The organism is Acrocarpospora phusangensis (genome assembly GCF_016862995.1).
GTDB classification, from domain to species: domain Bacteria; phylum Actinomycetota; class Actinomycetes; order Streptosporangiales; family Streptosporangiaceae; genus Acrocarpospora; species Acrocarpospora phusangensis.
Genome location: NZ_BOOA01000072.1, coordinates 1 through 11,944, shown reverse-complemented (window position 1 = coordinate 11,944; position 11,944 = coordinate 1). Strand labels below are relative to the sequence as shown.

11 protein-coding genes and 1 pseudogene are annotated in these 11,944 nt (G+C 73.5%); 3 read left to right on the top strand and 9 right to left on the bottom strand.

The window, feature by feature from the left end:
• Positions 1 to 8 precede the first annotated feature (8 nt).
• Positions 9 to 3,857 (bottom strand): Pls/PosA family non-ribosomal peptide synthetase, encoded by a 3,849-nt coding sequence (locus tag Aph01nite_RS31855; RefSeq protein ID WP_239162130.1) that lies wholly within the window; start codon positions 3,855 to 3,857, stop codon positions 9 to 11.
• Between the two features lie 233 nt (positions 3,858 to 4,090).
• Between Aph01nite_RS31855 and Aph01nite_RS31850 the strand changes: the two genes are divergently transcribed.
• The gene (locus Aph01nite_RS31850; RefSeq protein WP_204044746.1) at positions 4,091 to 4,594 is read left to right on the top strand and encodes a hypothetical protein; all 504 of its coding nucleotides are present in this window, start codon (positions 4,091 to 4,093) and stop codon (positions 4,592 to 4,594) included.
• Between the two features lie 117 nt (positions 4,595 to 4,711).
• Entirely contained in the window at positions 4,712 to 5,461 is a 750-nt protein-coding gene (locus tag Aph01nite_RS31845) for a sulfite exporter TauE/SafE family protein (protein ID WP_239162129.1), read from the top strand.
• A 124-nt stretch (positions 5,462 to 5,585) separates the two neighbouring features.
• Here the strand turns inward: Aph01nite_RS31845 and Aph01nite_RS31840 are convergent, their stop codons facing one another.
• Genes Aph01nite_RS31840 through Aph01nite_RS31810 form a run of 7 tightly spaced genes read right to left on the bottom strand, consistent with a single transcriptional unit; the run spans position 5,586 to position 10,749 of the window.
• The gene (locus tag Aph01nite_RS31840; protein WP_204044745.1) at positions 5,586 to 5,852 is read right to left on the bottom strand and encodes an HPr family phosphocarrier protein; all 267 of its coding nucleotides are present in this window, start codon (positions 5,850 to 5,852) and stop codon (positions 5,586 to 5,588) included.
• Between the two features lie 28 nt (positions 5,853 to 5,880).
• The gene (locus tag Aph01nite_RS31835; protein ID WP_204044744.1) at positions 5,881 to 6,906 is read right to left on the bottom strand and encodes a zinc-dependent dehydrogenase; all 1,026 of its coding nucleotides are present in this window, start codon (positions 6,904 to 6,906) and stop codon (positions 5,881 to 5,883) included.
• Complete coding sequence (locus Aph01nite_RS31830) at positions 6,903 to 7,349, bottom strand: PTS mannitol transporter subunit IIA (RefSeq protein ID WP_239162128.1); 447 nt, start codon at positions 7,347 to 7,349, stop codon at positions 6,903 to 6,905. The genes Aph01nite_RS31835 and Aph01nite_RS31830 overlap by 4 nt, the downstream gene beginning before the upstream one ends.
• The gene (locus Aph01nite_RS31825; protein WP_204044743.1) at positions 7,342 to 7,650 is read right to left on the bottom strand and encodes a PTS sugar transporter subunit IIBC family protein; all 309 of its coding nucleotides are present in this window, start codon (positions 7,648 to 7,650) and stop codon (positions 7,342 to 7,344) included. Before Aph01nite_RS31825 ends, Aph01nite_RS31830 begins: the two co-directional genes overlap by 8 nt.
• 1 nt (position 7,651) lies before the next feature.
• Positions 7,652 to 8,761 (bottom strand): mannitol-specific PTS transporter subunit IIC, encoded by a 1,110-nt coding sequence (gene mtlA, locus Aph01nite_RS31820; RefSeq protein WP_204044742.1) that lies wholly within the window; start codon positions 8,759 to 8,761, stop codon positions 7,652 to 7,654.
• Between the two features lie 43 nt (positions 8,762 to 8,804).
• Complete coding sequence (locus Aph01nite_RS31815; protein WP_204044741.1) at positions 8,805 to 9,956, bottom strand: 1-phosphofructokinase family hexose kinase; 1,152 nt, start codon at positions 9,954 to 9,956, stop codon at positions 8,805 to 8,807.
• Positions 9,957 to 9,987: 31 nt separating this feature from the next.
• Positions 9,988 to 10,749, bottom strand: a complete 762-nt coding sequence (locus tag Aph01nite_RS31810; protein WP_204044740.1) for a DeoR/GlpR family DNA-binding transcription regulator — start codon at positions 10,747 to 10,749, stop codon at positions 9,988 to 9,990.
• Positions 10,750 to 10,870: 121 nt separating this feature from the next.
• Between Aph01nite_RS31810 and Aph01nite_RS31805 the strand changes: the two genes are divergently transcribed.
• A complete protein-coding gene (locus Aph01nite_RS31805) occupies positions 10,871 to 11,590 on the top strand; it encodes an HNH endonuclease family protein (protein WP_204044739.1) in 720 nt (239 codons plus the stop codon).
• Between the two features lie 121 nt (positions 11,591 to 11,711).
• On the opposite strand, the pseudogene Aph01nite_RS31800 reads toward Aph01nite_RS31805, so the two are convergent.
• Positions 11,712 to 11,944: pseudogene (locus Aph01nite_RS31800) on the bottom strand (polyprenyl synthetase family protein); the annotation flags it as partial.

Genomic DNA, 11,944 nt, shown 5'->3' with positions numbered 1-11,944 from the left:
GCGCTCCACTAGAACCACGCCGCGATCGGGTTTCCGAACCAGCGGGTCTGGGCGGGCAGCGACTCCCCGCGCATCACCAGGGACGCCGGTCCGACCGTGGTGTTCTCCCCGACCTCCGCGGCGGGCAGGACGACCCCGTGCGGGCCGAGCGTCGCGCCGTCCCGCAGGACGACAGTATCGATGCTCATCACCCGGTCGTGGAACAGGTGGGTCTGGAGCACGCAGCCGCGGTTCACCGAGACGCCGTCGCCCAGGGTGACCAGGTCGATCTCCGGCAGCCAGTACGTCTCGCACCAGACGCCGCGCCCGATCCTGGCGCCCAGCGCGCGCAGCCACAGGTTCAGCGGCGCGGTGCCGAGGAACGGCTGGGCGAACCAGGGCGCGGCGAGCACCTCGACGAAGTTGTCGGCCAGCTCGCTGCGCCACACGAAGGAGCTCCACAGCGGCCGGTTGCCGGGGCGGATGCGGCCCACCAGCGCCCACTTGGCGATCACGGCGACCGTGGCCGCGAGGATGCCGGCCGCGGCCAGGACGACGCCGCCGAGCAGGGCGGCGACGGCGAAGCCGTACCGGACGGCGAGGGCCTCCAGGGCGGCCAGGACCAGGACGGCGACGGCGACCGTGGCCATCGCGGGGATGATCCGGCAGCTCTCCACGGCGGCGCGGGCCAGCTTCAGGCGGAGCGGCGGGTCGTAGGTGCGCTCCCGGTCGGCGCCCTCGGCGGTACGGCGCAGCTCGACCGGCGGCATGCCCAGGTACGACGAGCCCGCCTTGGCCTTCTTCGGCGTCGAGGACAGCACCCCCACCAGGCCGTCCTTGGGCACCTTGCGGCCCGGCGCGGTCATGCCGGAGTTGCCGAGGAAGGCCCGCTTGCCGATCCGCACGTGGTCGATGCGCATCATGCCGCCGTCCAGCTCGTACGGCGCGACCATCGTGTCGTCGGCCAGGAAGGCCCCGTCCCCGACCGTGGTCATGGACGGCAGCGCGAGCACCGTGGACAGCTCCACGTCCCGGCCCACCTTCATGCCGAGCGCGCGCAGCCACACCGGCGTGAACGCGCTCGCGTACAGGGGGAACAGCCAGACCCGCGCCATCGACATGAGGCGCGCGGTCAGCCACGCCTGCCAGGCGGCCCGGCTGTGCACCGGGTGCACGCCGGCGTGCAGGCAGATCCCGAGCAGGCGCACCGCCACCACGGTGAGCAGCGCGAACGTCGCCATCGAGAGCACGGTCGCGAGCGGCACGCCGAGCAGCGCCCCGGCGAGGGCGGAGCCGGGGGCCGACCCCATGGACGCGCGCAGCACCAGCAGGCCGGGCACCGCGGCGAGCACCGGCAGCAGGCTCAGCCCGAGGGCGGAGACGCCGTACTGGGCGACCCAGCGCCGCGAGCGCGGCGGACGGCGGGCGGGATGGCGGGCCTTCCCGGTCCGCACGGCGGGGGCGCCGGCCCAGCGTTCCCCGGCCGGGACCGGCTTGCGGACCGCGGAACCGGCCACGACCTGCGCGTTCTTGCCGATCCTGGCCCCGGGGAAGAGGGTCGAGCGGGCTCCGACGGTGGCGCCCGCGCCGATCCTGATCTCGCCCACCCGCAGCAGGTCGCCGTCCAGCCAGTAGCCGGTCAGGTCCACCTCGGGCTCGACCGCCGCGTGTTTGCCCAGCCGCAGCATGCCGGTGATCGGCGGCAGCGTGTGCAGGTCGGCGTCCTGGCCGATCTGCGCGCCCAGCGCCCGCGCGTAGTGGGTGATCCACGGCGCGCCGGACAGCTCCGCCACGCCGATCCTGGCCGCGAACTGCTCCGCGAACCACAGCCGCAGATGCACGCCGCCGCCGCGCGGGTACGCGCCGGGCCGCAGCCCCCGCAGCAGGCCGCGCGCCACGGCCACCGCCAGGCTCATCCGCCCCAGCGGGGAGACCACCAGCAGCCAGCCGAAGGCGACGTACCACCAGGAGACGACGGGGATCCAGGGCAGGGCGAGGAGGTTGCCGAGCGCGGCCAGGCCCACGATCCAGCGCAGCGCGCCCACCGTGAGCAGCGGGATCGTCAGCGCGGCCTGGATCAGCGCGGCCCGGCGCGGCAGCGGCGTCACCGTGCGGTCGTGGGCGGCGGTGTCCGGGCCGTCCATGGCCTTCAGGAACGCGCCGAGGCCGCGCAGGGTCGGGTGCTCGTAGAGGTCGGCGACGGCCACGGCCGGGTACTGGTCGCGCAGCACCGACACCAGCCGCGCCGCCGCCAGGCTGGTGCCGCCCAGCGTGAAGAAGTCGGCGGCCGGGTCGCCGGACGTGACGCCCAGGATCTCCTGCCACCGCTCGGCCAGCCACTTCTCGACCCCGGACAGGCCGCCGGTGTCCTCGGTGGCCGCCAGCGGCCACGGCAGCGCGTTTCTGTCGATCTTGCCGGAGGTCCGGGTCGGCAGGTCCTCGACCACGGCCAGCCGGGGGACCAGCGCGGCCGGGAGGGCCTCGCGCAGGCGTTCCCTGGCGGAAGCCGGGTCGAACTCTGGCCCGGTCACCACGTAGCCGACCAGCAGCTGGTGTCCCGCGCCGGTGGTGCGCACCGCGGCGGCGGCCCCGGCCACGCCGGGCAGCGCCCGCAGCGCGGCGTCGATCTCGCCCAGCTCGATCCGGCGGCCACCGATCTTGATCTGCTCGTCCGCGCGGCCGACGAAGATCAGCCCTTCCGGCTCGGCCCTGACCAGGTCGCCGCTGCGGTAGGCGCGCTCCCAGCCGAGCGCCGGCAGCGGCGCGTACTTCTCCAGGTCCTTGACCGGATCCAGGTAGCGGGCCAGGCCCACCCCGCCGATCACCAGCTCGCCGATCTCGCCCATCGCGACGGGCGTGCCCGCCGGGCCGACCACGGCCAGGTCCCAGCCGTCCAGCGGCAGCCCGATCCGGACCGGCTCCTGGCCTAGGGGCGCGGCGCAGGCCACCACGGTGGCCTCGGTCGGCCCGTACGTGTTCCACACCTCGCGTCCCGGCACGGCCAGCCGGTCGGCCAGCTCGGGCGGGCACGCCTCGCCGCCGAAGATCAGCAGCCGGACCTCGTCCAGCGTCTCCACCGGCCAGAGCGCGGCCAGCGTGGGCACGGTGGACACCACCGTGATGCCCTTGTCGATCAGCCACGGTCCCAGGTCCATGCCGGTACGCACCAGCGCCCGGGGCGCCGGGACCAGGCAGGCGCCGTGCCGCCAGGCCAGCCACATCTCCTCGCAGGAGGCGTCGAACGCCACCGAGAGACCGGCCAGCACCCGGTCGCCCGGGCTGATCGGCTCGGCCGTGAGGAACAGGCGCGCCTCGGCGTCCACGAACGCGGCGGCGCTGCGGTGCGACACGGCCACGCCCTTGGGCCTGCCGGTCGACCCGGAGGTGAAGATGATCCACGCGTCGTCCCCGGGCTCGGGACGCCCCCGCGCCCCCTCCGGCTCCCGCCGGATCGTGAGCGTACGGCTCTCGCCCACGACCGCGCACACGTCCGCCTCGGCGAAGACCAGCTCGGCCCGCTCGTCGGGGTCGTCGGCGTCCACGGGCACGTAGGCGGCGCCGGCCCGCAGCACGGCCAGGATCGCGACGTACAGGTCGGCCGTCCCGGACGGCACCCGCACGCCCACGCGGTCCCCGCGCCCGACGCCCGCCCGGACCAGCTCGGCCGCCAGCCGGGTCACCTCGAACGCCAGCTGCGCGTACGTCAGCGCGACCGCGCCGTCGTCCAGCGCGGCAGCCCGGGGGTGGCTCCGTACGGTCGAGTCGAAGACGTCCAGCAGCGTACGCGCGGGAGGCGCGGCGTCGCCGGCCCGGAACAGGGCCTCGGGACGGGCGGGTAGCGGGATGGGCAGGGCCAGGTCAGGCAGCGATGAAGGCAAGGTCTCCCCCGGTGCTCTAGGAGAGCGGCCGGGTTTCCTGGTCGCCGGAGCCGAGTGCCGCCGCTCGCGCTCAGGGCCGTCTCTCCGGGCCGCCGGGCGCTTTGGCGCCACTTGCATTCAATCACCCGGGTCTTAGTTACATTCCCAGTACGCCCGATTTATGCCGTTAAAATTACGAATGGGAATATTTGTAGAGTGAACCGTACGCGGAAGTCCTGCGTACCTCGATTGTGTTGACAAGTTCGCGCCACCTCGCGCTCGCCGTCTCGGCAATCGCACTGCTGTCCACCGTGGCCTGCTCAGGGAGCCAGGCCGGCGGTGAGACGGCCACCGGCACGGAGGCCGTCCTCGGTCCTCCCCCCACCGTCGAGCAGCTCGCCGCCAAGGTCGGCTGCACGCCGGAGATCCAGGTCGACGCCGCGGAACTGCGGACCGGCGCCTGCACCACGTCCGTCGGCCAGTTCTTCGTGAACACCTTCTCCACCCAGCAGGGCAAGGACGAATGGATGGACCAGGCCCCGGAGTACAACCCGCACCTGGTGGGCAACCTCTGGACGGTCCTGGGCGAACGGCAGGTCCTGGACGCGCTCAAGGGCAAGCTCGGCGGTGACCTGCACCTCAGCGACCACCGGGTGAAGAGCCCGGCCCCGGACCCGGCCGGAGACCCGGCGGGGGACACGGCCGGGGACACTGGCGGGGACACTGGCGGCGACACCTACAGCGACGCCGGCTACTGACCGGTTCCGCCGGCCTTCTCCGGCTCCGGCGCCCATGACGCCGGGCGGTGACCTCCAGCCTCACCGCCCTGGTGACGCGGGCGTTTCCCCGGGGCCGGTGCGACCCTATCCCGACCGATGTGGTTGGGTTTCTGGATGGTCGCCGGGGAGGTCGCAGGTCTGTTCGCCGCGGGTGTGCTCGCCGGGGTGGTGAGCACGGTCGTCAGCCTGGCGTCGATCGTCTCGTATCCGGCGCTGCTGGCGTTCGGGCTGCCCCCGCTGGCCGCCAACGTCACCAACACGGTCGCGCTCGTCTTCACCGGACTCGGCGCGGCGGCGGGATCCCGGCCCGAGCTGTCCGGGCAGGGCCCGCTGCTGCGCCGGCTGGGCGTGGCCGCCGCCCTCGGGGGGGCGGCGGGCGCGTGCCTGCTGCTGCTCACGCCGCCACAGGCGTTCGAGTACGCGGCCCCGCTGCTGATCGCCACCGCCTCACTCCTGCTGCTCCGGCCGCCGCGCCCACACCCCCACGAGCGCCTGCCGGTCCGGCTCGGCGTGTTCGCGGTGGCGATCTACACCGGCTACTTCGGCGCGGCCGGAGGCGTGATCATGTTCGCCGTGCTCAGCGCGGCCCTGCGCCAGCTCCCGGCCCGGGTGAACGCGGTGAAGAACGTCCTGGGCTCGTTCGCCAACGGGGTGGCCGCGCTCGGCTTCGCCGTGTTCGGGCCGGTCGACTGGTCGGCCGCGCTCCCGCTGGCCGCCGGCCTGCTGCTCGGCGGGCGGCTCGGCCCGCTGATCGCCCGCCGCCTGCCCGGCCAGAGCCTGCGCTGGCTCACCGCCGGGTGCGGCCTGCTCGTCGCGGTCCAGCTGGGCATCGCCACGTACGCCTGACGCCTGACGCCTGACGCCTGACGCCCGGACGCCCGGACGCCGGACGCCTGGCGCATGGTCAGGAGTCCGGCGGCTGACGGCCCGGCCGGGGTGGCTGGGATGGCTGGGTGGCCGGGGTCGCGGCTCAGGCGTCCAGGTCGGTGGCCAGCAGGGTGGCCAGCTCGTCCAGGGCCGCCTCCGCGCCCGGGCCCTCGGCGTGCAGGGTCACCTCGCTGCCGTGGGTCGCGCCCAGCGTCAGCACCGACAGCATGCTGTTGGCCGGGACCGCCCGCCCCTCGCCCAGCCGGATGGTCACCGGCACGCCCTGGCGCGTGGCGGCCTCCACGAACAGCTTCGCGGGCCTGGCGTGCAGGCCGGTCGCCGAGGCGATCGTCACGGTCCGCTCTGGCATGTCTCACACTCCCGTTCTCGGAGCTCTGTCAGGGTTCGATGGTCACTTTGATCGCCGCGCCGCGCGCCACCGTGTCGATCGCGGCCAGCACGTCGGTCAGCGGCAGCCGCTCGGTGATCAGGTCGGCCACCGGGACCGCGCCCGTGGCGATCAGGTCCAGCGCGCGGGCGTTGTGCGCCGGGCTGGAGCCGTTGGCGCCGACGATCGTCAGCTCCCGGTAGTGCACCAGGTTGGAGTCGCAGGCGATGATCGGGTTGTCCTTCGGCAGGCCGCCGAAGAAGCTGATCCGCCCCTGGCGGGCGGCCATCCGGATCGCCTGCTCCTGCGCCGCCCCGGCCGCGGCGGCCGTGATGACCACGTCCGCGCCCCGGCCGTCGGTCAGCTTGGCCACGTGCTCCTCGACGTCGGCGTGGATCGCCGCGTCGGGCCGTACCAGACCGGCGGCCACCGCGAGGCGGTCGGGGTTGATGTCGGCCAGGAAGACCCGGGCGGCGCCCCTGGCCCGCGCCAGCCGTACGTGCAGGCAGCCGATCGGGCCCGAGCCCATGATCAGGACGTCGTCGCCGGGGCCGACCCGGGCCAGCTCCTGGCCGTTCAGCACGCAGGCCAGCGGTTCGGCCACCGACGCCTCGGCGAAGCCGACCCCGTCCGGGATGCGGTTGAGGCCGTCCACCGCCAGCACCTTCGCCGGGACCACCATGTACTCGGCGAAGCCGCCGTCGTAGTGGTAGCCCATCGACTCCTGGTTCGGGCAGACCGTCATCCGGCCGCGCAGGCACTCCGCGCAGCGCCCGCACGGGATCGCCGCGATCACCTGCACCCGGTCCCCGGGGGCCCAGCCGGGGGCCGCCGACTCGACGACCTCCCCGGCGATCTCGTGGCCCATCACCCGGGGCGGGTCGATGTGGTGGTGGCCGTGCTTGTAGATCTTGACGTCGGTGCCGCAGGTGGAGCAGTTGCGCACCCTGATCTTGACCTCGCCCGGCCCGGCCACCGGCTCCGGCGCCTCCTCGATACGGAGGTCGCCGGGAGCGTGGAAACGCGCGACCTTCACGCGGTACCTCCCAGAATCTCGATGACGTCGTCGACGTCGGATGTCTCCCGCAGCACCCGGGCGCGGTCCGGGTCGAGCAGGATCTCGGCCAGCTCGGCCAGGACCGCCACATGCCCGTCGCCGGCGGCGGCGATGCCGATGCAGATCGTCACCCGCTCGCCGCCCCAGTCGACGCCGTCGGGGAAACGCAGGAACGACAGCGCGTCCCGCAGCACGGCGTCCTTGCCGGCCAGCGTGCCGTGCGGGATCGCCACCCCCTCACCCACATAGGTGGAGATGGACCGCTCGCGCTCCAGCATCGTCCCCACGTACGGCTCCCGCACCGCGCCCACCGCCAGCAGCGCCTCCCCGCACTGGCGGATCGCGTCGTCCCGGCCGGAGGCCGTGGCCGAGAGGCGTACGGCCCGCGGGTCCAGCACGCCTCCCGCCATGCCCTCAGTCATGCACCGTGCCGCCCTTCTTGATGGTGGCGACGAGCCCGGTCACCGCCGGGTCGCCGATGAAGATCTGGAACGGGATCAGCACCGTGTCCGGCGCCGACGCCCGCGCCCGGGCCGCCAGGCCGGCGTGGCAGAGCACCACGTCGGCGTCGGCCGGGATCGAGTTGACCGGGATGTGGGCCACCTCGATGTCCTGGCCCTTCAGCGCCTTGCGCAGCTGCCCGGCCAGCATCACGCTGCTGCCCATGCCGGCGTCGCAGGCGACGATGATCTTGCGGATGTCCTTGCTCTCGATGCTCGCCATATCAGGCCTCCGATGTCACGGGCGTGCTCTCCGCGGCGGGCGCCTCGGGGTCGTCCTCGGCCTTCTCGCCCCGCCCGAAGCCCATCAGCACCGCCGCCACGATGAACGACACGGCGGTCGCGATCAGGATGCCGAGCAGCACGCCGAACCAGCCGCCCCTCGGCGTCACCGCCAGGTAGGCGAAGATACTGCCCGGCGACGGCGTCGCCACCAGGCCCGCGCCCGTCACCAGGAAGGTGAGCACGCCGGCCGCGCCGCCCGCGATGACGGCCAGGATCAGCCGGGGCTTCATCAGCACGTACGGGAAGTAGATCTCGTGGATGCCGCCCAGGAAGTGGATCACGATGGCGGCGGGTGTGCTCGGGCGCAGCGCGCGCGGGCCGAACAGCATGTAGGCCAGGAGCAGGCCCAGGCCGGGACCGGGGTTGCTCTCCAGCATGAACAGGATGGACTTGCCGGTCTCCGCCGCCTGCGCCACGCCGAGCGGCCCCAGCACGCCGTGGTTGATGGCGTTGTTGAGGAACAGCACCTTCGCGGGCTCGATCAGGATCGACACCAGCGGCAGCAGTTGCTGCCCGATCAGGAAGTCGACGATCTCGCTGGCCCGCTCGGTCAGCCACTCGACCACCGGGCCGATGGCGAACACGCCGGCCACGGCCATCGCGCCGCCGATGATGCCGGCGGTGAAGTTGTCCACCAGCATCTCGAACCCGGCCCGGGTCCGCTCCTCGGTGAACGCGTCCACCTGCTTGATGATGTACGCGGCGAGCGGGCCCACGATCATCGCGCCCAGGAACATCGGCACGTCGGTTCCGACGATGACGCCCATGGTCGCGACCGCGCCCACGACGGCGCCGCGCTGGCCGTGCACCATCCGGCCGCCGGTGTAGCCGATCAGGATCGGCAGCAGGAATTTGATCATCGGGCCGACCAGCTCGGCCAGTTGCTCGTTCGGCAGCCATCCGGTCGGGATGAACAGAGCCGTGATGAGGCCCCAGGCGATGAACGCGCCGATGTTCGGCATGATCATCCCGGCCAGGTGGCCGCCGAGGCGCTGGATGGTGGCCTTGACGCCGGTTCCTTGGACCGCCGGCGTGTACTCGGTCGTCATGTTCTGACGCTCCTTCGGGGAGGGGGGTGGAAACATGCCGCTGTCAGCCCCCGGACCGGAGCGGCTTGGTGAGATCGAGTTCGCGGGGCTCGCGGGACGCCCCGGGTTCGCGGTCGTCTCGGGAGTCCGCGGGTGCGGCTTCCCGGTCACTCCCGGGTTCAGCGTGTCCGGCTTCGCGGTCGCGTCCGGGTTCCCCGTGTCCGGGTCGCCGGACGCCCGCGCGCCGGACGTCTATCTCCTGGACGGTGACCGTGTCGCGGCGGATGTCCGAGGCGACCGGCATGCGGCTGCCCGGTAATCCGACCGCCGCCGTGGCCCAGGCGACGGCTTCGGCCAGCGCCGCGCCGCCGCCGGCCGGGCCGCCCGCCGCGAGCAGGCCGGCGAGCATGGCGTCGCCCGCGCCCACGGTGCTGCGGGGTTCGGGGACGGGGGCGTGGCCGTACCAGGCCCGGACCGTTCCGTCGCCTGTTCCGCCGTCTGTTCCGCCGTCTGTGCCGTCGCCGCCGGTCAGGAGGATCGCGCCGTCGGCGCCGAGGCTGGCCAGGACGGCGCGGGCGCCTTGCTCGCGCAGGGTCAGGGCGGCCCCGACGGCGTCGCCGAGGGAGGAGATCGGGGCGCCGGTGGCCTCGGCCAGCTCCTCCCGGTTCGGCTTGACCAGGGCGGGGGAGGCGGCGATGGCCTGGCGCAGGGCCGGGCCGCTGGTGTCCACCGCGACCAGGATCCCGGCGGCGGCGAACCGCGCGCAGAGCCGGGCGTACACGTCGGTGGGCACGCCCGGGGGGAGGCTGCCGGAGGCGACCACCCAGTCGGCCGAGTGCGCCGCCTTCAGCACGGCGTCCGCGACCGCGTCCAGTTCGCCGGGGGAGAGCGCGGTGCCCGGTTCGTTGATCTTGGTGACCGTGCCGTCCGGCTCGGCGATCGTGACGTTCGACCGGGTGGCCCCTGTCACCGGCACGGTGATCATGTCCAGGCCCTCGTCGAACAGCAGGTCCACCAGCCGCCTGCCCTCGTCCCCGCCGTACGGGATGACCGCGCAGGAGGTGATCCCGTTGGCCAGCAGCGCGCGCGACACGTTCACCCCCTTGCCGCCGGGGTCCAGGTGCGCCGTCGCGGCCCGGATGACCGTGCCCCGGGTGAGCGAGTCCACCTCGATGGTGCGGTCCAGGCTGGGATTGAGCGTCAGGGTGAGGATCATCCCCGGACCCCGCGGGCGGCCGGTTGGCCGGTCATGCGCGGATCACCTCGGGCCCGGCCGCGGCCAGGTCGGCGGCGAGGACGCTGTCCAGGCCGGTGTCGGTGATCACCATGTCGATGTCGCCCAGGGTGGCGAACCTGGCCAGGTAGCTGTTGGTGAACTTGGTGTGGTCGGCCAGCAGGACCGTGCGCTGGGCCGCGCCGATCATCGCCCGCTTGATGGCGGCCTCGGCCGGGTCGGGCGTGGTCAGGCCCCGGTTCACGGTGCAGCCGTTGGCGGCCATGAAGGCCACGTCCACGTGCAGGTTGTCGAGGGGGCGCAGCGCCCAGTCGTCCACGGTGGCGATGGTGCGCCCGCGCACCCGGCCACCGAGCATGATCACCGACAGGTTGCCGCGCGTCGCCAGCACGGTGGCCAGCGGCGGGGAGTTGACGATGACCGTGAGCTCCCGGTCGGCGGGCAGCACCTGGGCCAGGCGGCCGGTCGTCGAACCCGCGTCGATGATGATCGCGCCGTCCTGGGGGAGCTCGGCCAGGGCCGCCTTGGCGATGCGCTCCTTCTCGGCGGTCATCACCTCGTCCCTGGCGGCCAGCGCGGGCTCGAAGCCCAGCCGCTCCACCGGGATCGCGCCGCCGTGCACCCGCCGCAGCAGACCGGCCCGCTCCAGCGTGGTCAGGTCCCGCCGGATGGTCTCGGTGGTGACCGAGAGCTCCTCGGCCAGCGTGACCACGTCCACCCGCCCGGCGAGCCGGGCCCGGCGCAGGATCTCCTGCTGACGCTCCTCCGCGTACACGATGTTGGTTCACCGCCGTTTCCGTTTGGTTTCATCTTTATTTATACCCGTATGTGTTGGTCGTCAAGGGGATGTGACGTGACCGTGGCTTTACGGCCGGTTCGTCGGTCATCATCCGGACATGGGGACAGGGAACGCGGTCGCCGTGGTCTTGGCGGGGGCCCTGGTGGTGTCGCTGGCCGCGCAGACCGGTTCGCGGGAGAGCGCCGCCCTGCGCGCCAGTCCCCTCGACAACCCGGACGGCACCAGGCCCGGCCTGATGCCGATCACCTCGGCGGGGGACCGGGCCCGGGCCGTGCGGCTGATCAGAGGGCTGCGGGTGGCGGGGATGGGCCCCAAGAGCGGCTACCGGCGGGAGCGGTTCGGTGAGAACTGGGCCGACGTGGCCGGGGCGGTGCCGTACTCGCGCAACGGGTGTGACACCCGCAACGACTTACTCGCCAGGGACGGCGACGACGTGCGCTTCCGGGAGGGCTCCAGCTGCGTGGTGGTGGCGATGACGCTGGAGGATCCGTACACGGGGCGGACCATCAGGTTCCGCAAGGCGGACGCCGACCGCGTGCAGGTCGACCACGTGGTGCCGCTCTCCTACGAATGGCGCATGGGCGCGTCCCGCTGGAGTCGCGCCAAACGCCTGCGCATCGCCAACGACCCGCTCAACCTGCTCCCCGTGTACGGCCCCGCCAACGAGGACAAAGGCGGCTCGGGACCGGCCGCCTGGCTGCCCCCCTCTCACCGCATCCGCTGCGCCTACGTCGTACGGTTCGCCCAGGTCGCCCTGAAATACGACCTCCCGGTCACCCGCGCGGACAAGTCCCGCATGCTCGCGGAGTGCCGGTGACACAGGCCGGTGACACAGGCCGGTGACGCATGCCGGTGACGCATGCCGGTGACGCGGGCAACACGGGCGCGAGTGACGCGATGCCGGTGACGCGGGTGCGGTTGACGCGGTGCCGGTGACGTTAGAGCGTGCGGCGGGTCATCAGTCCCGCCAGGGTGACGAGCTCGCCGGCCGGGACGGAGGACAGGCCGGCGGCCTCCAGATGGGTGAGGGCCTCGGCGAGGAGCGCGTCGGCGGTGGACTGGCTCCAGCTCCGCCCGCCGGCGTCGTCGACGAGGCCGGCGGCGTGGGCCAGCTCCTCCGCGGAGAGCGGGGTGTCACGCCGGTAGAGGGCGGCCAGCGCGCGCCCGGCGG

What these genes read in the sequence shown, in the direction of transcription:
- Aph01nite_RS31815 (WP_204044741.1), bottom strand. Translation starts at nt 9,956, where the DNA reads ATGATCCTCACCCTGACGCTCAATCCCAGCCTGGACCGCACCATCGAG.
- Aph01nite_RS31830 (WP_239162128.1), bottom strand. Translation starts at nt 7,349, where the DNA reads ATGACTGAGGGCATGGCGGGAGGCGTGCTGGACCCGCGGGCCGTACGC.
- Aph01nite_RS31845 (WP_239162129.1), top strand. Translation starts at nt 4,712, where the DNA reads ATGTGGTTGGGTTTCTGGATGGTCGCCGGGGAGGTCGCAGGTCTGTTC.
- Aph01nite_RS31840 (WP_204044745.1), bottom strand. Translation starts at nt 5,852, where the DNA reads ATGCCAGAGCGGACCGTGACGATCGCCTCGGCGACCGGCCTGCACGCC.
- Aph01nite_RS31825 (WP_204044743.1), bottom strand. Translation starts at nt 7,650, where the DNA reads ATGGCGAGCATCGAGAGCAAGGACATCCGCAAGATCATCGTCGCCTGC.
- Aph01nite_RS31805 (WP_204044739.1), top strand. Translation starts at nt 10,871, where the DNA reads ATGGGGACAGGGAACGCGGTCGCCGTGGTCTTGGCGGGGGCCCTGGTG.
- mtlA (WP_204044742.1), bottom strand. Translation starts at nt 8,761, where the DNA reads ATGACGACCGAGTACACGCCGGCGGTCCAAGGAACCGGCGTCAAGGCC.